Source organism: Streptomyces minutiscleroticus (genome assembly GCF_014650875.1).
GTDB classification, from domain to species: Bacteria; Actinomycetota; Actinomycetes; order Streptomycetales; family Streptomycetaceae; genus Streptomyces; species Streptomyces minutiscleroticus.
The window spans coordinates 38,956-60,252 of record NZ_BMVU01000043.1; the positions used below are offsets into that span (position 1 = coordinate 38,956).

Here is a 21,297-nt window from a genome sequence, read left to right on the forward strand (position 1 = left end):
TCCGGACGCGCCGGCCGACGGCACCGCCGTCCCCGCCCGCGCGGCCCGGGCAGCGGTCCCGGCGGACCGCCGGGCGGGGCCGCGGACCGGGCGGTGGTCACGGCCCGGTGCCGGGGGCCTTCCGTGCCGCGTCGGCCGCCTCCGCCTCCGAGGCGCGTACGTCGGTGAGGGCGGTCGCCAGGGACTGCCAGACGTGGGCGGCCAGGTCCAGGTTCTTCGACTGTGCCGCCTGCCGGCCCAGTTCCTGCAGGGCGGCCGTTCCCTCGTCGACCCGGCCGTCCATGATCGCCAGTTGCCCCTCCAGGACGGACAGGCGGACCCGGTCGCGGTAGGACAGGCGCAGCCCCTCCTGCGACAGCAGCGCGCCGCAGCGGGCCCGGGCTTCGTCCAGCCGCCCCTTGTGGAACGACAGGTGCGCCTGCAGCGCGTGGAGTTCCTGCAACTGCAGCGGGGTGCCGATCAGTTCGATGACGGACCCGGCCTCGTCCAGCCAGCGTTCGGCGGCCTCCACGCGGGGAGGCGACATCTGGAGCGCGGCGGCGGTGGCGGCCGCGCGCAGCCTCGTCCACAGGACCAGGTCGTCCTTGCCGTCGAGGAGCTCCAGCGCGGTCTCCAGCCTGGTCCGCGCGGCGGTGTGGTCCCCCTGGCGGTTGCTGACCATGGCCGCGGTCCACAGGGCCTCGGCCGCCTGGACCGGAGCGGCGGACGGCAGCAACTCCCGCTCCAGCTCGGCGACGTGCCGGGTGGCGGCCTCCATGCTGCCCATCTCCGTCTCGATGCTGATCAGCACCATGAGCGCCGCCGTCGTGTCGGCCACGGACAGGGACTCCTCGCGCGCGAGGTCGAACGCCTCCACGGCCGCCGGCTCGGCCTTCTCCATCTCTCCCAGCGCGCGCAGGCAGCGGGCGTACCGGGTGCGCGACCGCACGCGGAGTTCCGGCGCCTCCAGGAGGTCGCTCAGCTCGACGAGCTCCACGAGCCGGGCGAGCTCCCCCTCGTGGTCGCCGTCGCGCCTGTCGCTGCGGCTGAGCAGCCACAGGGCCTGCCAGCGGGCGGCGGGGTCCTCGCGGTCGTCGTCCTCGACCGCGCGTGCCAGCGCCGCGGCGTTGTCCACGCTGGCCGGCGCCGACGCCGCGGCGGCCAGTACCTCGGTCAGGGAACTGCCCTCCGGCCGGGTCAGGGTGGACACGTCGACGCCGAGCCGCTCGGCGAGATAGGCGACGGCCCGCTCGGTGGGCCGCCGTTCACCGGACTCCAGGCGCGACAGGTACCCCGTGGACAGGCCCTCGCCGACGAGGTGAGCCTGGCTCAGCCCCCGCTCCAGCCTGAGTTTCCTCAACCGGCGGCCGAAGTGCGGCTGGTCAAGCATTCCCACCTCTTGTCGTGTGGCATCTCCGGCTCTCCTTCGTTCCAGGCTGCAAGCCGGAGGCAGAAGTTGCCGCCACCCTACGGAACCAGGGCAACTCTGGCAACCAGGTTGGCAGGTGCCATGGCACCCCTCAAAGGTTGTTTCGTTTCGCTCCGCCGGGTTAAGCGCTTCCTCGCAGGTGGAAGCTCTCGCGTCACCGTCAGGGTACTGGCAAGCCTCCGAAGCGTGTAGGCAAAATCTTGCCAAGATGGTTGCCTGACTTTACCCTTCAAGGTGCCGACCTGATCCCATGCCACTCCGGTTTCGTGGAGGTGTCCGTGCTCCGTCACGCCCTTTCGGGCCTGCGTCGGAGGTCGACCGAACGAGCGGTCACGATGTCCCTGCCGGCCGCGACGGCGGTCCTGCAGCAGGGAGCGACAGGCTCCGCCCCGCCCGGCGGGCCGGCCCGCTTCCCGTTCGGTCCGGCGGGCTGCCCCCCGGCGGCCGTGGACGAGGAGATCGAATGGCCCTGACGCCGTCGTCCGGCCGGGCGGCGGCCTGACGACGGTTCTGCGGTCCGGCGGTGCCTCAGCGCTCCCGTACAACAGGAAAGACGGTACGTCCGTGGTGACCACGAGTATCGCCGACGATTCGGTCGGCAGAGCGAACGCAGTAGCCGCTCCGGTGTTCGCAGTCCGCCAGAAGGGTGTGAAAGGCGGACCGCACAGGAGCACGTACACGGCTCATCTGGCTCTCGACGGATCGACCGTCACGGCCGTGGAGCCGGAATTCGCGCAGCAATTCGGCCGGACCCCGGACGAGATGTACGGGCGCAGCCTTTCCGAATTCCTCCACCCGATTTCGCTGCCGGCCCTCGAGAAAGGCCTCGCCGGCCTTTCCGCGAACGAGTGCGACCGTTTCACGGAAAGGGTGGTGGGCCGGGCCGGGGCCGACCGTACCTTCCCGGCGGATCTGACCGGCGTGGCGGTCAAGGGCACGGACGGGGGGCCGGCCGGCGTGGTCGTCCTCCTCCGCCCGCGCGAGGACGAGGGCGGGGAAGGGACGGACCACGAGGCGGCCGCGCCCTTCGGGTCGACGCTCGGCGACCTCGACGTGCGGGTGCTGGAGGGCGTCGCGAGCGGCGCCTCCACGGTGCAGCTGGCCAACCGCCTGTACATGAGCCGCCAGGGCGTCGAGTACCGCGTCGCCCTGCTGCTGCGGAAGTTCCAGGTGCCCAACCGCCCCGCGCTCGTGGCGCGCGCGCACGCCCTGGGCGTGCTGTCGGTGGACCAGTGGCCGCCGCGCGTGCCCCAGGAGTTCCTCGCACCGGCCCGGTGACCGGTACGCGTCCGGTCGTTCGTCCCGCGGGGCCGCAGTGATGCACGACGCTGCGGCCCCGCGGGACGAACGGCGTGTCCGCGCGGTGCGGTCGCGCACGTCCGGGGGTTTCGGCGTCCCGTTCCCCGGGCACCGCGGACCCGCCCCGCGCACCGGGGACCGGCCCGGCGGGGGACCGGCCCGTCCGCCGGGCCGGTCCCCGGTGCGCCCGGAGGCGCGGTTCAGGCGGCCGCGGGCTGCCAGGCCTCCTGGAAGCGGCGGCGGGCGCGGTGCAGGCGGGACCGCACGGTCCCCACGGGCAGGTCGAGGGTCTCGGCCATCTCCTCCTCGTTGAGTCCGTAGGCGCGCAGGGTGAGGACCTGACGGTGCGCGTCGGACAGCCGGTCCAGCACGTCGCTGATGTGCACGGCGTCGAGCGGATTCGCCCTCTGCTCCGCGTCCATCTGCGAGTACGTCGTCTCCGTGCCCGCCCGCTTCACGGTGCGGACGGCCTCGCGGACCGTCACCGAGCGCACCCAGCCGTAGAACGCCGCCGGCTCGCGCAGCGTGCCCAGGCCGCGGTAGATGGCGAGGAGCGCCTCCTGCGTGGCGTCGGCCCCGTCGTCCTGGGCGATGGACCGGCAGATCCGGGCGACATAGGGTGCGATGCCCGCGAGCAGGCCGTTCATCGCCTGCTCGTCGCCCTGCTGGGCCCGCGGGAGCAGGGTCAGGGGAGTGGGGATGTCGCTGACGGTGTTCATCTCGCGGAACGCTCCTCGTGGCGGCCGGGGCGGATGCGCTGAGCCATGGCCGTGCTCAGCTCGCGTGTGCGGGGACGCGCCCGGACTCGGCGGCGCCCGCGAAGGCGAGCAGCCCGTCCAGGACGTCGTCGCGGAACGCCCGCATGAACGACGGGCTGAAGCAGGAGGTGAAGTACGGGAACTCGACGGCGAGCCGGCCGTCGAAGGAGACGACGCACGCCATGACGGGACTGCGGCCCGCCCGGGGGAAGTAGTTCTCGCGGGCGGGGACCAGCCGGACGTCGCTCGCGCGCAGCCCCTCGGGGAACCGCGGGCCGGGGACCACGCCCATGTTGGTGACGATGACGGTGCCGAGCTGCAGTGCCGGGTTGCGGGGGATCTCCGGCGTGATCCGGGCCTCCCGGAAGTGGTCCCCGCGGGCGATGAAGTCCTTGAGCCGGGTGTGGACGGCGCGCGCCAGCTCCAGCGGTCCGGTGCGCGCCGAGACCTCGACGGTCTGCAGGTGCGTGGTGACCGCGGCCACCATGACGGAGGGGGAGAGCGGCGGGGAGATCCGGGACCGGAGGTCGACGGGTGACAGGCAGCCCAGCGTCCGGGGGCCGTCGCCCTCCAGGCGGCGGCGGGCCGCCGTCAGCGCCGCCGCGCTCACCAGGGAGTGCGCGGACACGCCCGCTCGGCGGGCGGCCTGGCGGAGACGGGTGGTCTCCTCCGTGCCGAGGGTCAGCCGGCACACCTCGATGCGGCCCTCGTCCCGGCCCGGCCCCGTGGCGAACGCGCCGCGGTCCGCGGCGGAGACCGCGGTGGGCGGGCGCGGCACGTCGTAGGCGACGAGCTCGACCGGGTGCCTCCCCGCCTCCTCGACGCGGCGCCCGAGGTACTCGGCGGTGTCGGCGTCGTCCCCGCCGGGCAGCAGCGCGCTGACGGGGCGGGGCCACCGCGGAGCGTCCTCCGGGCCGGTGGCGGGGTGCGCCGCGGCCGTGGCGGCGGAGCCGTCCCCGTGCCGGTCCCCGGCCCCTTCGACCAGCGCCCCGTACCGCTCCCAGAGGGTGTTGAGCAGGGTGATGCTGCTGTGTCCGTCGGTGACCGTGTGGTCCACCACCAGGACGAACAGGTGGTGCTCGCGGTCCGGCGCGCTGACGAGGACCGCGCGCGACAGCGGGCCGCCGACCGGCAGCGGGGCGTTCAGCTCCGCCGCGTAGGCATCCTCCGGGTCGCCGGTGCGCGTGACCAGTCGCGGTCTCTCGTCCGCCGCGAGGAGCCGCAGCGCGTACCCCGCGCCGTCCGGCACGATCCGTGTCCGCAGCGTCGGCTGCTCCGTGGTGACGGCGTCGAACGCCGCCGACAGCGCTTCCACGTCGACGTGCCCGTGCAGGGTGCAGGAGAGCACCGCTCTGCTTCTCTGGCCCACGTAGAGGGTCTCGACCGGACACAGCGCGCGTTGCATGCCGTGAGTCATCTTCTTGCCAACCATTTTCCGTACCCGAGGCGATGACGCGTCGTCACCGCCGGCTGCCCGAAGAAACGCGGTGTTGTTCAGAAGAGTGCAACGCCCAAGGCCACCGAATCCACTTGCGGACGGCGGCGGACCGAAAGCCACGGGCTTTCCCTAAAAGCGGTTCCGGGCGGCCGTCCGCGGTTCAGGGAAATTCCTAGAGTCATTTCCGCCCGACCGGCCGGCCTTGACCGGGCCGCCGCCCGTCCTTCACCGTGATGAGCCGTTGGAACCGGCGGTGGGACGGAATGGATCCCCCCACCCTTGGCGTACGGCCGTCCCCTTACCGCGTGCGCCGGACCCAGGAATTCGCGGGCCGGTCCGGGCCGGCGGCCGTATCCGTCCGGCCCGGCCCGGCCATCCCCGACCGTGTGATCACGGCTTGCCACGTGAGGGTTGTGCTATGTCACTCCACGAGGACGATCGTCGACCGCTGACCGGTGCCCAGGAGGGCCTCTGGTACGCCCAGCGACTCGCTCCCGACAGCGCCGCCTACAACACCGGAGAGGCGGTGGAAGTCCACGGCCCCCTCGACGCCGGCCTGTTCGAGGCCGCGCTGCGCCGCACCGTCGGCGAGGCCGGCACCTTCGCCCTGCGCTTCTCCGACACCGACGACGGCCCCCGGTGCCGGCCGGCACCGGACGCGGACGACTGGCCGCTGCACCGCGTCGACGTCAGCGGCGCCGAGGACCCGGAGCGCGCCGCGTGGGAGTGGATCCGCGGCGACCTCGCGACGCCCGTGGACCTCGACAAGGGCCCGCTGTTCTCGCACGCCCTGCTCACCCTGGCGGCCGACCGGCACATCTGGTTCCTGAGGGCCCATCACATCCTGCTCGACGGCTACAGCTACAAGCTCCTCGGACGCCGGCTCGCCGACACCTACAACGCGCTGGCCTCGGGCGGGCAGCCGGCCCCCACGGCCTTCGCCCCGGTGGACCGGCTCCGGGCCGACGAGGCGGCCTACCTCGCCTCCGACCGGTACGAGCGCGACCGCGCCCACTGGGCCGAGCGCCTGGCCGGACTGCCGGAGCCCGCCCGCCTCACCCGCCGCACGGCCGCCCCCGCCGTGCCGTTCCTGCGTCGCACCGCGGACCTGTCCGCCGCCGAGGCCGAGGCCCTGTCCGCGGCCGCCGCCCGCCTCGGGGTCTCGCGCACCGACCTGCTGACCACCGCCGTCCTGGCGTTCCTGCACCGGATGACCGGCGCCGAGGACCTGGTCCTGGGCCTGGCCACCATGAGCCGGCTCGGCGGCGCCGCGCTGCGCACCCCGGGCACCGCCTCCGACGTCCTGCCGCTGCGCGTGCCCGCCGCCCCCGGCACGTCCGTCGCGGAGCTGGCGCGCGCCGTCGCCGCCGAACTGAAGGCGCTGCGGGAGCACCAGCGCTACCGGGGCGAGTTCCTGCGCCGCGACCTCGGGCTGCTGGGCACCGGCCGCCGGCTGTACGGACCGGTCCTCAACATCGTCCCGTTCACCGAGGCGCTGGACTTCGGCGGGCACGCCGCCACCTGGCACCACCTGTCCGGCGGCGCCGTCGACGACCTGCAGATCTCCGTACGGCCCGGGGCCGGGGACGACGGGCTGTGGCTGGCCTTCGACGCCAACCCCGCCCTGTACGAGGAGGACGAACTCGCCCTGTACCGCGACAGGTTCCTCGCCGTGCTGCGCCGGCTGGCCGCGGCCGGCGCGGCGACGCCGCTGCGGGACCTGGACGTGCTGCTGCCGGGCGAGCACCCGGGCGACAGCCCCGTGCGGACGTGTCCCGTCGAGGCGACCCTGCCGGAGCTGTTCGAGCGGCAGGCCGCGAGGACGCCGCACCGCACGGCCGTGACGTGCGAGGGCGAACGGCTGACCTACGCGGAGCTGGACGCCGGGGCCGACCGCCTGGCCCGGCTCCTGGCCGAGCGGGGCGCGGGACCCGGCCGGACGGTGGCGCTCGCGGTGCGCCGGGGCGTCCGGCTGCTGCCCGCCCTGCTCGCGGTGCTCAAGACGGGCGCCGCCTACCTCCCGCTGGACACCGGCCACCCGGCCGAGCGGCTGCGGCTGGTCGTGGAGGACGCGCGGCCCGTCCTCCTCGTCACCGACGGCGACCTCGCCGAACCGCTGCGGGATACGGAGATCCCCACCGTCCGCCTCGGCGACCCGGAGGTCGAGCGGGACCTGGCCCGGCGGCCGGCCGGCGCCCTGACCGACGCCGAGCGGGGCGGAGCGACGAGCCCGTCCGACATCGCGTACATCATCCACACCTCGGGCTCCACGGGACGGCCCAAGGGCGTGCCGGTGCCGCACGCCAACGTCGTCCGGCTCTTCGCCGCGGCCGCGGAGCACTTCGCCTTCGGGCCGGACGACGTGTGGACGCTGTTCCACTCCTACGCCTTCGACTTCTCGGTGTGGGAGATCTGGGGCGCGCTGCTGCACGGCGGCCGCCTCGTCGTCGTGCCCCACGCCGTCAGCCGCTCGCCCCGGGAGTTCCTGCGGCTGCTGCACCGCGAGGGCGTCACCGTCCTCAACCAGACGCCGTCCGCGTTCGAGCAGCTGGTCGACGCGGACACGGAGGCGGCGGCCGAGGGCTCCGCGCCGCCCTCGGCGGGCGCGCTGCGGTACGTCGTCTTCGGCGGGGAGGCGCTGCGCCCCGAGCGGCTGCGCCCGTGGGCCGACCGCTACGGCCTGGACGCCCCGGCCCTGGTGAACATGTACGGCATCACCGAGACCACCGTGCACGTCACCCACCACCGCCTCACCGCCGCCGACCTGGCGGACCCCCGCCGGGGCAGCGTCATCGGCAGGCCGCTCGCGGACCTGCGGGTGCACCTGCTGGACCCCGCCGGGCGCCCGGTGCCGCCGGGCGCCACCGGCGAGATGCACGTGTCCGGGCCCGGGGTGGCGGCCGGCTACCTGAACCGGCCCGACCTCACCGCCGAGCGGTTCCTGGACGACCCCTTCGGGCCGCCCGGCGGCCGGATGTACCGCTCCGGCGACCTCGCCAGGCGCCGCGCCGACGGCACGCTGGAGTACCTCGGCCGGGCCGACCAGCAGGTGCAGCTGCGCGGATTCCGCGTCGAGCCCGGCGAGATCGAGGCCGTCCTCGCCCGCCATCCGCAGGTGGCCCGCGCGGCCGTCGTCGTCCGCCGCGCCGAGAACGGCGCGCAGCAGCTCGTGGCCTACACGACCACCGCGGGGGACACGCCCGCGCACCCCGCCGAGCTGCGGGCCCACGCCGCCGCGCACCTGCCCGAGCACATGGTCCCGGCCGCCTGCGTCCCCGTCGATACCCTGCCCCTGACGGCCAACGGCAAGCTCGACGTACGGGCCCTGCCGGCACCGGACTTCACGGCCGCGGCGGCCGGCACCCGGCCCGCCACCTCGCAGCAGGCGCTGCTGTGCGGGCTGTTCGAGGACGTGCTGCGGCTGCCCCGGGACACCGTGGGCGTCGACGCGAACTTCTTCGACCTGGGCGGCGACTCCCTCCTCGCGACCCGTCTGCTGGCCCGCCTGCGCGCGCGGACGGGTGCCGAGGTGCCCATCACCGCCCTGTTCGACGGGCCGACCCCGGCCGCGCTCGCCGAGGGGCTCACGGCGCGGACCGCCACCGTCCACCGGGGCCCCGCCCTGGGAGGCGTCCGCCGCCCCGAGCGCGTACCGCTGTCCTTCGCCCAGGAGCGCATGTGGTTCCTGGACCGGCTCGACGACGGGACCGCGACCTACAACATCCCCCTGCTCGTGCCGCTGCGCGCCCCCGTCGACGCCGAGGCGCTGCGCGCCGCCCTCGGCGACGTCGCCGACCGGCACGAGAGCCTGCGGACCGTGTTCGCCGAGCACGAGGGCACACCCCACCAGCGGATCCTGCCGCCCGGGGAGCTGCGCCCCGCGCTGCGCCGCGTGGACTGCCCCGCGGACGAGGTCGGCGCGCACGTCGCCGCGGCGTCGCGGCACCGCTTCGACCTGGGTGCCGAGAGCCCCCTGGCGGCGTGGCTGTTCGGAACCGGACCGGAGTACACCCTCCTGCTCGTCCTGCACCACAGCGCCGCCGACGGCTGGTCGCTGCGCCCCTTCGCCGACGACCTGAGCGCCGCCTACGCGGCGCGCCGCGAGGGCCGGGCCCCGCGGTGGACCGCGCTGCCCGTGCAGTACGCGGACTACGCCGTGTGGCAGCGCGCCCTCCTCGCGCCCGAGCCGGAGGGACCGGGACGCCTGGAGCGGCTGACGGCCCACTGGCGCGAGGCGCTGGCGGACCTGCCGCAGGAGTGCACCCTGCCCGGCGACCGGCCGCGCCCGGCGTCGCCGCGGGGCCACGGCGCCCACGTCACGGCGGCCGTGGACGCCGGTCTCCACCGCGACCTGCTCCGGCTCGCCGACCGCGAGGGCGCCAGCCTGTTCATGGTGCTGCACGGCGCGCTCAGCGCCCTGCTCACCCGCTGCGGCGCGGGCGAGGACGTGGTCGTCGGCACCCCGGTCGCGGGCCGCTCCGAACCCGCCCTGGACGACGTGGTCGGCTCGCTCACCAACACGGTGGTCCTGCGGGCCGACACCTCCGGCGACCCCGCCTTCCGCGAGCTGCTCGCCCGGCTGCGCACGCGCGACCTGGCCGCCCTCGACCACCAGGACCTGCCCTTCGACCGGCTGGTGGAGGAGCTCAACCCGCCCCGCCACCCGGCCCGGCACCCGCTCTTCCAGGTGATGCTGGCCCTGCAGAACAACGAGCGGGCCGTCCTGAGGCTGGACGGGCAGGAGGTGCCGCTGCGGCCCACCGCCACCGGCACCGCCAAGTTCGACCTCTTCGTCGACGTGCTGGAGCGCCACGGCGCCGACGGCGCGCCCGACGGCCTCGACCTGCACGTGGAGTACGCGAAGGACCTGTACGACGCCGCGACGGCCGAGGCGTTCGCCCACGCCCTGCACGAGGTCCTGCGGGCCGTGTGCGACGACCCGGGGGTCCGCGTCCGGGCGCTGCCCGCGCCTCCCGCGCGCACCCCCGGCACGGCCGGCGCCCCGGCGGACGCCGACGGCGCCGGCGTGGAGCGCACCGCGCTGTCCGTGCCCGGCATCCGCGACGCGATCGCGCTGCCCGGGCCCGACGGCGGCCCCCTGCGCCTGTACGTGGTGCCCGGCCGCGCGGACGCCGCCGAGCGCGTCGAACAGCTCCTCGGCACCGTCGGCGGCGCGGTCCGCGTCACGGCGGTCGCCGCCCTGCCCCGCACCGCCGACGGCCGTATCGACACCGACGCGCTGCGCGCCCTGCCCGCCGTCGACCGCGCGGCCGCCGACTCCTGGCGCGAGCGCCTCGCCCGGATCCCCGGAGTCGGCGCGGCCGAGACCGCCGTGGAGAACGTCGAGGAGGAGCTCGGCCGCCGCCACGCCGGCACCCCGCGCCGTACCGGGGGGACCGCGCCCGCCGGGAACGCCGGCACGGCCGCCCGGTCCGCCGTGCCCGCGCTGAGCGAGGGCCCCGAGCTGACCGGACTGCCGGTGTCCGGCTGGGCGCAGGCGCTGGTGCGCGCCGCCGAGGGCGCGCATGGCGACATCGTGCACGTCCACGCGGACGGCAGCGAGAACCGGCGCAGCTACGCGTCCCTGGTCGAGGAGGCGTCCCGGGTCCTCGGGGGACTGCGGCGGGCCGGGCTGCGCCCCGGCGACCGGGTCATCCTGCAGTGCGACGAGAGCGAGGACTTCCTCGCCGTGCTGTGGGGCTGCGTCCTCGGCGGCTTCGTCGCCGTCCCGCTGACCGTCCCGGCCTCCTACACCACCGCCTCGGCGGCGCTGGCCAAGCTGGAGGGCATCTGGAAGATGCTCGGCCGGCCCTGGATCGCCTGCTCTGCGGGGAGGGAGGCGGGTCTGCGCGACCTCGCGGCCCGGCACGAGTGGCCCGGGCTTCGGCTGGCGACGGCCGACGCCCTGCGCGAGGCGCCCGAGGACAGGGACTGGTACGAGGCGCGGCCGGACGACCTCCTGCTGCTGCTGATGACCTCGGGCAGCACGGGGCTGCCCAAGGCCGTGCGCCAGAGCCACCACGCCGTGCTGACCCGGTCCGCCGCGACGCAGGCGACGAACGGGCTCGGCGAACGGGACGTCACCCTGAACTGGATCCCGCTCGACCACGTCACCGGCGTGGTGATGTTCCACCTGCGGGACGTCTACCTGGGCTGCCGGCAGATCCACGCGCCCACCTCCTGGATCCTGGAGGACCCGCTGCGCTGGATGGACCTCGCCCACCGGCACCGCGTCACCGTCACCTGGGCGCCCAACTTCGCCTTCGGACTGCTGGCCGAGCAGGCCCACCGCTTCCGCGACCGCGACTGGGACCTGTCGCCGGTGCGGCTGGTGATGAACGCCGGCGAGGTCGTCGTGGCCTCCGCCGCCCGCCGCTTCCTGCACACGCTGAAGCCCTTCGGGCTGCCGCAGGACGTGATGCACCCGGGCTGGGGCATGTCGGAGACCTGCTCGGTGGTCACGGACACCGCGCTGCCGGGCGAACCGGACGGCTCCGACGAGTCGTTCGTGAGCTGCGGCCGCCCCTACCCGGGGTTCGCCATGCGGATCACCGGCGAACGGGGGGAGGTGCTCACCGAGGGGGACGTCGGCCGGCTGCAGGTCCGCGGCACCTCCGTGACCAGCGGCTACTACGACAATCCGGGAGCCAATGCAGAGGCGTTCACCGAGGACGGCTGGTTCGACACCGGGGACCTGGCGTTCCTGCGCGACGGCGAGCTGTACATCACCGGCCGGGCCAAGGACGTCATCATCGTCAACGGCGTCAACCACTACAGCCACGAGATCGAGTCCTGCGTCGAGGAACTGCCCTCCGTGGTGCGCAGCTTCACCGCGGCCGTCGCGGTGCGCTCCGACCCGGCGGCGTCCACCGACGAACTGGCGCTCTTCTTCCACCTCGCCCCGGGCCACGACACGGCCGCCGCGCTGCGGGAGATCGCCGGCAAGGTGACCCGGGAGATCGGCGTCAGCCCCGCCTTCCTCGTGCCGGTCGCCGAGGAGGCGATACCGAAGACCGAGATCGGCAAGATCCAGCGCACCAAGCTGCGCAAGAGCTTCGAGGCGGGCGACTTCGACGAGGCGGTCCGCGAGGCCCAGCTGCTGATGGGGACCGCGGCCACGCTGCCCGACTGGTTCCTGCGCCCGGTGTGGCAGCGGGCGGAGCGGCACCGTCCGCGCCCGCCGGCGGCCGGACGGCACACCCTGGTCCTGGCCGGCGGCGACCCGCGCACCGAGGCGCTGGCCCGGCGGGTCGCGGACGAGCTGCGGGCCGCCGGCGGACTGTGCACCCTCGTCACCGACGCGACGGCGCACGCCCGGGTGGACGCCGCGCACCACCGGATCCGGCCCGCGGCCGACGCCGACCACACGGCCCTGCTGCGGGACCTGGACGCCGACGGGCGGCCGGTCGACGCCGTCCTGCACCTCGGCGCGCTGCACACCGACGCGGCCCCCGAGGACCCGCTGTCGCGGGAGGCGGGCACCGCCTCCCTCCTCGCGCTCGCCCGCGCCCTGGACGCCAGGCCCGGCGGGCGGCGCCCCGTCGACCTGCTGTACGTGACGGCGGGCGCCCAGGCGGTGCTGCCCGAGGACCGCCCCTCCCCGGCGCACGCCGCGGCCGGCGCCCTGGTGAAGTCGCTGGGGGAGGAGTTCACCTGGCTGCGGGGCGCGCACCTCGACCTCGCCCCGGACGGCGCGGAGGACCCCGTGCCCGTGCTGGCCGCCGAGGCGGCGGACACGCCGGCCGACGCCGAGGTCGCCTACCGCGGCGGCCGGCGCCACGTCCGCCGGCTGGCTCCGCTGCCCGACGCGCCGCCCCGCACCGAACCGCCCGCGGCCGACGGCTTCCACCTGGTCAGCGGGGGACTGGGCGGCGTCGGCGGCGAGGTCGCGGCGCACCTGCTCCAGCGGCCCGGCACACGCCTGCTCCTGCTCGGCCGCACCCCGCTGCCCGCCGAGGACACCTGGGCGGACCACCTGGCCGCCGGGGGCCGGGAGGCCGCCCGCATCGAGACGCTGCGGCGGCTGCGCACCCTCGGCGAGGTCCGCTACGCGTGCGCCGACGTCACCGACGAGGACCGGGTGCGGGCCGCGGTGGACGAGGCCGCGCGGGCCTGGGGCGCGCCCCTGACGTCGGTGCTGCACCTGGCCGGCGTCCTCGACGAGCGGCCCGTACGGGACCTGGACCCCGCCGCCTGGCGCCGGGCACTGGAGGCGAAGGCGGCCGGCGCGTGGACGCTGCACCGCGTCGCCGCCGACCACCCGGTCACCTCCTTCACCCTCTTCTCCTCGGTGAACGGCTACTTCGGCGGCGCCATGAACGCGGCCTACGCCGCCGCCAACGCCTTCCTCGACGCCCTCGCGCTGTACCGCCGCGGCCTCGGACTGCCCGCGCAGAGCCTGGCCTGGAGCATGTGGCGCGAGCGCGGCATGGGCCGCGGCTACCGGCTCGCCCCGCTCGGCGAGGCCCGCGGCTACCGGGTGCTCGACACCGCCGCCGCGCTGCGCTCCTTCGACCTGGCCCGCACCGTGGCCGAGCCGCACCTGCTGATCGGTGCCGACCGCACCGCCCCCTGGGTCCGCAGCCACGTCGCGGGCCCCGTCCGGCAGGTGCGGCGGGCGGCCGCGCGCGTCGCCCTGGAGGAGGGCGCCGACCTGGGAGCCCTGTACGGCGCGGCGGCCGGGGCCGCCCGGGCGGAGGGCCTCGCGGACCACTGGGTGCTGCGCTCGGCCGGCACCTCCGCGCACCGGGCCGACCCGGACGCGGGGGAACGGCTGCGGCGCGTGGAGGACGTGCTCGTCCGGCTGTGGTGCGGCGTACTGGGCCGGGACCGGGTGGGCCGGGACGAGAACTTCTTCGACCTCGGCGGCAACTCCCTGCTCCTGGTCGCCGCACAGACCGCGATCAACAAGGAGTTCGGCTGCGAGCTGCCGGTCGTCGACCTGTTCGCGCACCCCACCGTGCGCGACCTCGCCCGCCGGCTGGCCGCCCTGACGGACACCGGGGCCGCGGCGGCCGGGGACCCGGCGCCGCCGGACGGCCCCGGCGCACGACGGCCCGACGGGTCCGCACCGAGCGGCCTGGAGCGGGCCAAGGAACTGGCACAGCGGCAGCGGGCGGCCCGCGCCCGCCGCTCCGCACGGCACGGGAAGGACCGAGGCCATGCATGAGACCCCCGCCCCGCGGGAGGGACAGGAGGAGTACGACGAGGAGGTGCCCGCCGTCGCCGTGATCGGCATGGCGGGCCGCTTCCCCGGCGCGGACGACCTGGACGCCTTCTGGGAGAACCTGGCGGCCGGACGGGAGGCGGTGCGGCCCGTCACCGACGAGGAGTTCCTCGCCGCGGGCGGCGACCCGCGCGACCTCGACGACCCCTCCCTCGTCCGCATGGCGTCGGTCGTCGACGGCATCGACCGCTTCGACTCCGGCTTCTTCGGCTACAGCCCCGCCGAGGCCGCCGTCGTGGACCCCCAGCAGCGGCTGCTGCTGGAGACGGCCCACCACGCCCTGGAGGACGCGGGCTGCCTCGGGTCCGCCGCCCGCAACGGCACGGTCGGCGTGTACGCGGGCAGCGGCGACAGCCGCTACTACCCGGCCCACGTGCACCCGCGCTTCGCCGGGCAGCCCGGGTCGGTGGCGCTCGTGCACGCGGCCACCGCCAACTCCCTCGGCACCCTCGCCACGCGCGTCTCCTACGAGCTGGGGCTGACCGGCCCGAGCGTGTCCCTGCAGACGGCCTGCTCCACGGCGCTCGTCGCCGTGCACACCGCCTGCCAGGACCTGCTCGACCACCGGTGCGACACCGCCCTCGCCGCGGCCGTCTCCCTCAACCCCTCGGCGAAGCTCGGCTACCGGCACGTGCCCGACGGCCCCTTCTCGCCCGACGGCCACTGCCGCGCCTTCGCCGCGGACGCGGCCGGCACCTCCTCCGGCGACGGCGTCGGGGCGGTCGTCCTCAAGCGCCTGGAGGACGCCCTCGCCGACGGCGACCGCATCCGCGCCGTCATCAGGGGCAGCGCCGTCAACAACGACGGGCGCCGCAAGGTCGGCTTCAGCGCGCCCAGCGCCGCCGGGCAGACCGAGGTGATCCTCGAGGCGCAGGCGCAGGCGATGGTCGACGCCGGCACCATCGGCCTCGTCGAGGCGCACGGCACCGCCACCAAGCTCGGCGACCCCATCGAGGTGTCCGCGCTCACCGAGGCGTTCCGGCAGAGCACGGACCGGCGCGGCTTCTGCGCCCTGGGCTCGGTGAAGACCAACATCGGCCACCTGGGGGCGGCCGCCGGCATCGCCGGCCTCATCAAGGCGGTCCTGGCCCTGGAGCACCGGCAGATCCCGCCGAACCTGCACTTCGACGAGCCCAACCCGCTGATCGACTTCGCCGCCGGGCCGTTCCGGGTGCCCACCGCCCTGGAGGACTGGCCGGCCGGCGACCACCCCCGGCGGGCCGCGGTGAGCGCCTTCGGCATCGGGGGCACCAACGCGCACGTGATCCTGGAGGAGGCGCCGCCCGCCGCGCCCGCCCCGCCCCGCCCGTCCGAGGACGGCCGCCGCCTGGTGCTGCCGCTGTCCGCGCGCACGGCCGGCGCACTGAGCGGCCAGGCCGAGGCCCTCGCCCGCCACCTCGAACGCCGCCCCGACCTGCGTCTGGACGACGTCGCGCACTCCCTGCGCACGGACCGGCCCGCGCTGCGCCACCGCCTGGCCGTGACGGCCGCCTCCCGCCAGGAGGCCCTGGCCGCCCTGCGCACCGCCGTGCCCGACACGCCGGCCCTGTCCGACGGGCCCGCGCGGGTGGCGTTCCTGCTGCCGGGCGGCGGCACCCAGTACCCGGGCATGGGAGCGGAGCTCTACCGCGAGAACGGCTTCTACCGCGACGTCGTCGACGAGTGCGCGCGCATCCTGCGGCCCGCCCTCGGCGGCGACCTGCGCACCGCCCTGTTCGAGCAGCCCGCGCCCGACATCACCTCCCTCTTCCTCGGCCTGGTGGTGACCGAGTACGCGCTCGCCCGCACGCTCATGGAGGCGGGGGTGCGCCCGGACGCGCTCATCGGGCACTCCCTCGGCGAGTACACCGCGGCCTGCCTGGCCGGGGTGATGGACCTCCAGGACATGCTGCCCCTGGTCACCGAGCGCGTCCGGCTCATCAGCTCCGCCGGCGGGGCGACCGTCGGGGTGGCGGCGCCCGTCGGGCAGGTGCTGCCGCTGCTGGACGAGGAGCTGTCGCTGGCCGCGGTGAACGGGCCCGCCGCGTGCACCGTCGCGGGCCACGACGACGCGGTCGCGCGGTTCGAGGCCGACCTGGAGCGCCGCGGCGTGCCGTTCCGGCGGCTGCGCATCCCCGTCGCCGCCCACTCCCACGTCCTGGACCCGGTCCTCGAGGCGTACGAGGGCCGTCTGCGCACCGTCGCGCTGCGCCCGCCGCGCATCCCGTACGTCACCAACGTCACCGGCACCTGGGTCACCGACGAGCAGGCCACCTCGGTACGGCACTGGATCGACCACACCCGCGACACCGTCCGGTTCGCCGACGGCATCACGGCCCTGTGGCGGGACCGCGCCCCCGTGCTCGTGGAGATCGGCCCCGGCGACACGCTGACCAAGCTGGCCGCGGCCCAACTGGCGGAGCACACGCCGGTGACGGTGACCACCATGCGGCACGCCAAGGCCGAGGCGTCGGACGGCTTCGTCCTCGCCGAGGCCCTGGGCCGCCTGTGGAGCGCGGGCGTGGACGCCGCGCTGCCCGAGGTGCCGGGCGCCCCCCGGCGCGTCCCCCTGCCCGGCTACGCCTTCGAACGGCACCGCCACTGGATCGACGCCCCCGGCGCCCGCACGGAGCCCGGCGCACCCGACGCCCCGGCCGCGGCCGCCCCGGAGCCGGGACTCGCCCCGCGGCCCCGCCTGACCACGGAGCACGTGCCCCCGCGCGACGACCGCGAAGAGGCCGTGGCCCGGCTGTGGGAGGAGACCCTCGGCATCGGCGGCATCGGCGTGCACGACAACTTCTTCGACCTCGGGGGCGACTCCATGCGCGCCGTGCTGCTGGCGGGCCGGCTGCGCCAGGCCGGAGTGCTCGACGTGCCCGCCGCGAAGCTGCTGGCCGCCCCCACGGTGGCGGGCGTCCTGGCGGCGGCCGACGGGACCGGCGCGGACTCCGCGGGCCGGGCGCCGAACGCGCTGGCCCCGCTGCTGCCGCTGCGCGCGGAGGGCGGTGCCGCGCCGCTGTTCTGCGTCCACCCGGGAGCGGGCGTGTCCTGGCGCTACACGGGCCTGCTGCCCCACCTGGGCGGCGACCAGCCCGTGTACGGCATCCAGGCCGCCGGCCTCGACGGCACCCGGCCGCCCGCGCCGGACGCCGCCGCCATGGTCGCCCACTACGTCGACCTCGTCCGCGAGGTGCAGCCGCACGGCCCGTACCGGCTCCTGGGCTGGTCCTACGGCGGGTTCGTGGCGCACGCGATGGCCTGCGCGCTGCAGGAGCGCGGGGAGCGGGTGGAACTGCTCGCGATGCTCGACGCGCCCCAGCCGCACGGCACGGCCCACGACCCGGAAGCGGTCGAACGGCAGGTGGCGTCCCTCCTGACGAGGATGGCCGGCCTGCCCGCCGGGCCGGGGACGGTCCCGCCGGACGTCGCGTCCGTCCTGGACCGCATCGACGCGGCCGTCACGGCGGACCCCGCGAGTTCGCCCGTCACGCGCGCCGAGGCGGCCGCCATCGCCGAGGTCATGCGCAACAACCTGCGCATCGCGCCGCAGTTCGTTCCCGGCTCCTACCACGGGGACGTGCTGTTCTTCAGCGCCGCCCAGGAGGAGACGGCGGACTTCCCCACGGACCTGGCGGTGATGGCCGGCAAGGCCGACTCCTGGCGTCCGCACGTCGACGGCACCCTCCACGACCACCGGGTGCCCTGCGGCCACTACGACATGACCGAACCCGAACCCATCGCCCTCATCGGCGCGGCGGTCGCCAAGGCGCTGCGCGCGACGTCCCCCTGAGCCCGCCGGCGGGCCCCGCCTCCCAGGAGACCCCACGTGACCGCGACCCAGGACCTCTACGAACTCGGCGACGCACCCGAGATCGGCACCGTGCCGAAGAGGATGTACGCCTCGCTCATCCGCCGCGAGCGCTACGGGCAGCCCGTCGACGCCTTCCGCACGGAGGTCGTCGACGTGCCGCCCGTCGGCCGCGGGCAGGTGCTCGTCAAGGTGATGGCGGCCGGCGTCAACTACAACAACGTGTGGGCGGCGCTGGGCAAGCCGCTCGACGTGATCGCCGCACGGCAGAAGGCCGGCGCCGCCGAGGACTTCCACATCGGCGGCTCCGACCTGTCCGGCATCGTGTGGGCCGTCGGCGAGGACGTGCGGAACGTGCGGCTCGGCGACGAGGTCGTCGTCCTCGCCAGCCGGTGGGACGAGGCGGCGGAGGACATCCGCCTCGGCGCCGACCCGGCCTTCTCCACCACGCAGCGCGTGTGGGGGTACGAGGAGAACTACGGCTCCTTCGCGCAGTTCGCGGTCGTCGACGACTACATGCTCCACCCCAAGCCCGCCCGCCTGTCCTGGGCGGAGGCCGCCTGCTACATGGCGACGGCGGCGACCGCCTACCGCCAGCTGTTCGGCTGGGAGCCGCACACCGTCCGGCCCGGCGACCCCGTGCTGATCTGGGGCGGCGCGGGCGGCCTGGGCTGCATCGCCATCCAGCTCGTCCGGCACGTCGGCGGCGTCCCGGTGGCGGTCGTCTCCAGCGAGGAGCGCGGCGAGTTCTGCCGCAAGCTCGGCGCCGAGGGCTGGATCGACCGGCGCGAGTTCGACCACTGGGGCCGGCTGCCGGACGCGACGGACGCGGAGGCGATGGGCCGCTGGCTGAAGGGGGCGCGCGCCTTCGGACGGCGGTTCTGGGAGGTGCTCGGCGAGCGCCGCAGCCCGCGCATCGTGCTGGAGCACTCGGGGGCCGACACCGTCCCGACGTCCATGTACCTGTGCGACAACGGCGGCATGGTCGTCATCTGCGGCGGCACCACGGGCTACAACGGCGACGTGGACCTGCGCTTCCTGTGGATGCGGCAGAAGCGCCTGCAGGGCTCGCACGTCGCGAGCGCCCGCGAGGCCCGCGAGGTGACCCGGCTGATCGACCAGGGCCACGTCGACCCGTGCCTGTCGCGGACGTTCGGCTTCGAGGAGATCGGCCTGGCCCACCAGCTCATCCACGACAACCGGCACCCGGCGGGCAACATGGCGGTGCTGGTCAACGCCAAGACGTGACGGTCCCGGACGGCCACCCCGGGTGCCGGCGGCGCGCAAGCCCGCCGGCACCCGCGTGTGCCCGGCCTCCGGCGGTCGGCGGCCCGCAGCCGGGTGCGCGGGCCGGAGCCCCCGGCACCGGCCCGTGGCACGCGGCCGCGCGCCGCTCGGCCTCCAGGCCCGCACGCGCCGCCGCGCCGCCCCCGTTCCGAGCCGCCCACCGCGGTGCCGGGGGAGCGGTCGGACGAAAGGGCCCGGCCGGTCACCGCGTTCCCGCGGTGACCGGCCGGGCCCTTCGCGCCGCGGGCCGTCAGGCTCGCAGCAGCTTCTTGACGATCTTTCCGGCGGGGTTGCGCGGCACCTGCTCGATGAACTCGATGCGCCGCGGGCGCTTGTAGGGCGCGAGCAGGCCCGCGACGTGGCCGAGCAGCTCGGCGGCACCGGTGCCCTCCTCCGCCACGACGTACGCCAGCGGCACCTCGCCGTAGTCCTCGTCGGGCGTGCCGACGACCGCGGCGTCCCGGACGGCCGGATGGGTCATCAGGGCGCGCTCGATCTCCGAGGGGTAGACGTTCTGGCCGGCCCGGATGATGAGGTCCTTGCTGCGGTCCACCAGGTGGATGCGGCCCTCCTCGTCCACGAACCCCAGGTCGCCGGTCCTGACCCAGCCGTCGAGGAAGACCTCCTCGGTGGCCTCGGGGTCGTTCCAGTACCCCTGCATGAGGCCCGGGCCGCGCACGACGACCTCGCCGATCTCCCCGCGGGGCAGCTCGCGCCCGGTCCCGTCCACCGCGCGGGCCGACATGCCGGGCACGACGCGTCCGCAGGGGATGCGGGCGGTGACGTCGCCGGGGGCGGGGTGCTCGTCGGGGCCGAGGGTGACGAAGGGCCCGCCGACCTCGGTCATCCCGTAGACCTGGCGGAAGCCGCAGCCCAGCCGCCGCACCGCCTCGGCGTACACGTCGAGGGGCATCGGGGCGGCGCCGTAGAGGATCTCCCGCAGCGAGGACAGGTCCGTGCCGTGGGAGCCCTTGGACTGGAGCATGAAGCGCAGCATCTGCGGGACCAGCCACATGTGCGTGGCGCGGTGCCGCTCCACGGCGGCCAGGGCGCGCTGCGGGGTGAAGCCGGGCATCAGCACCACCGTGGCACCGGCGGCCATGTACGTCAGGGACACGACCATGCTGCCGTGGTACAGCGGACAGCAGTTGACCATGACGATGTCGTCGGTGGGACGGGCCATGACCAGCCAGCCCAGGGCGATGGCCCGGAACGAGGCGGAGTCGACGGTGACGCCCTTGGCCCGCCCGGTGGTGGCCGAGGTGTGCAGCACGGCGACCGGGTCGGTGTCGGCCACGGCGGGCAGGTCCACCTCCGGCGCGACCGTCCCCAGCGCCTCGAACGCGGGCTTGTCGAACGCCACCCGGATCCGTACCGACGCGGGGAGCCCGGTGTGCCGGTCCAGCAGGTCGGACTCGCCGAGGACGGCCACCGCGCCGACGCGCTCCATGATGTCGGCGACCTCGGGCACGGCCAGGCTGTGGTTCAGCGGGACGAACAGCGCGCCGAGCCGGGCGAGCGCGAAGTAGCTCTCCAGGACCTCGACGCGGTCCTTGGACAGCACGGCGACCCGGTCACCGCGCCGGATGCCCAGGTCGGCCAGCCCCCGGGCGAGTTCGAGCGTGCGGTCGTGGAACTGGGCCCAGGTGACGGCGCGCTCCTCGTCGGCCAGCGCGGTCCGGTCGGGGAAGCACTGGCGGTTGCGTTCCAGCAGCTGCGTCAGCCACATCACGCACCGCCGGTGGCACCCGCGACGGAGCGCCCGGCCACGAACCGCTCGTAGTCGGCGATCGTGCGCAGCCCCTCCATGTCCTCGGCGGTGATCTCCACGCCGAACCGCTGCTCGACGAGCAGGACGAGGCGCACCAGGTCGCCGGAGTCGATCCCGCTGGCGGCGAGGTCGGCGTCGTCGGCGACGACCTCCGCGTACTCGGTGGTCCCGGTGAGTTCGACCAGCAACTCCCTGATGGTGCTCATGGATTCCCCTTTCGCTGCGGCGTGCCGGCCGCCGTGCGGGTGTCGTGTGTCATCCGAACAAGAGGCGCCACGGGCCCGGCGCACTCCCCGGAGCACGGAGTGAGCTTTGTCACGTGC

Annotated in this window: 9 protein-coding genes; 4 read left to right on the plus strand and 5 right to left on the minus strand. The window is 75.6% G+C overall.

All coding sequences use genetic code 11. The features are described from left to right. Nucleotides 1-97 precede the first annotated feature (97 nt). Nucleotides 98-1,369, minus strand: a complete 1,272-nt coding sequence (locus tag IE271_RS30565) for a helix-turn-helix domain-containing protein (RefSeq protein ID WP_190193714.1) — start codon at nt 1,367-1,369, stop codon at nt 98-100. A 687-nt stretch (nt 1,370-2,056) separates the two neighbouring features. Between IE271_RS30565 and IE271_RS30570 the strand changes: the two genes are divergently transcribed. Continuing rightward, nucleotides 2,057-2,686: a PAS domain-containing protein gene (locus IE271_RS30570; protein WP_351287028.1), complete on the plus strand. Its 630-nt coding sequence runs from the start codon at nt 2,057-2,059 to the stop codon at nt 2,684-2,686. A gap of 221 nt (nt 2,687-2,907) precedes the next feature. Here the strand turns inward: IE271_RS30570 and IE271_RS30575 are convergent, their stop codons facing one another. Then, nucleotides 2,908-3,426 (minus strand): RNA polymerase sigma factor, encoded by a 519-nt coding sequence (locus IE271_RS30575; RefSeq protein ID WP_190193715.1) that lies wholly within the window; start codon nt 3,424-3,426, stop codon nt 2,908-2,910. A 55-nt stretch (nt 3,427-3,481) separates the two neighbouring features. Further along, the gene (locus tag IE271_RS30580; protein WP_190193716.1) at nt 3,482-4,870 is read right to left on the minus strand and encodes a phthiocerol/phthiodiolone dimycocerosyl transferase family protein; all 1,389 of its coding nucleotides are present in this window, start codon (nt 4,868-4,870) and stop codon (nt 3,482-3,484) included. Between the two features lie 451 nt (nt 4,871-5,321). Between IE271_RS30580 and IE271_RS30585 the strand changes: the two genes are divergently transcribed. The 3 genes from IE271_RS30585 to ccrA are packed head-to-tail and all read left to right on the plus strand — an operon-like array spanning nt 5,322 to nt 19,164. Beyond that, nucleotides 5,322-14,072, plus strand: coding sequence for a non-ribosomal peptide synthetase (locus tag IE271_RS30585; RefSeq protein WP_190193717.1), 8,751 nt, complete (start codon nt 5,322-5,324; stop codon nt 14,070-14,072). After that, nucleotides 14,065-17,898, plus strand: coding sequence for a type I polyketide synthase (locus IE271_RS30590; protein WP_190193718.1), 3,834 nt, complete (start codon nt 14,065-14,067; stop codon nt 17,896-17,898). The genes IE271_RS30585 and IE271_RS30590 overlap by 8 nt, the downstream gene beginning before the upstream one ends. A 36-nt stretch (nt 17,899-17,934) precedes the next feature. After that, nucleotides 17,935-19,164 carry a crotonyl-CoA carboxylase/reductase gene (gene ccrA, locus IE271_RS30595; protein ID WP_190193719.1) on the plus strand — a complete coding sequence of 410 codons (1,230 nt, stop codon included), beginning with the start codon at nt 17,935-17,937 and terminating at the stop codon, nt 19,162-19,164. A 289-nt stretch (nt 19,165-19,453) separates the two neighbouring features. Here the strand turns inward: ccrA and IE271_RS30600 are convergent, their stop codons facing one another. Both IE271_RS30600 and IE271_RS30605 read right to left on the minus strand, forming a co-directional pair. Beyond that, nucleotides 19,454-20,932: a class I adenylate-forming enzyme family protein gene (locus tag IE271_RS30600; protein WP_190193734.1), complete on the minus strand. Its 1,479-nt coding sequence runs from the start codon at nt 20,930-20,932 to the stop codon at nt 19,454-19,456. Continuing rightward, nucleotides 20,932-21,180, minus strand: a complete 249-nt coding sequence (locus IE271_RS30605; RefSeq protein WP_190193720.1) for an acyl carrier protein — start codon at nt 21,178-21,180, stop codon at nt 20,932-20,934. Before IE271_RS30605 ends, IE271_RS30600 begins: the two co-directional genes overlap by 1 nt. Between the last annotated feature and the right edge of the window lie 117 nt (nt 21,181-21,297).

Coding starts and splice junctions, on each gene's coding strand:
- IE271_RS30590 (WP_190193718.1), top strand. CDS start 14,065: ATGCATGAGACCCCCGCCCCGCGGGAGGGACAGGAGGAGTACGACGAG.
- IE271_RS30585 (WP_190193717.1), top strand. CDS start 5,322: ATGTCACTCCACGAGGACGATCGTCGACCGCTGACCGGTGCCCAGGAG.
- IE271_RS30580 (WP_190193716.1), bottom strand. CDS start 4,870: ATGCAACGCGCGCTGTGTCCGGTCGAGACCCTCTACGTGGGCCAGAGA.
- IE271_RS30605 (WP_190193720.1), bottom strand. CDS start 21,180: ATGAGCACCATCAGGGAGTTGCTGGTCGAACTCACCGGGACCACCGAG.
- IE271_RS30565 (WP_190193714.1), bottom strand. CDS start 1,369: ATGCTTGACCAGCCGCACTTCGGCCGCCGGTTGAGGAAACTCAGGCTG.
- IE271_RS30575 (WP_190193715.1), bottom strand. CDS start 3,426: ATGAACACCGTCAGCGACATCCCCACTCCCCTGACCCTGCTCCCGCGG.
- IE271_RS30600 (WP_190193734.1), bottom strand. CDS start 20,932: ATGTGGCTGACGCAGCTGCTGGAACGCAACCGCCAGTGCTTCCCCGAC.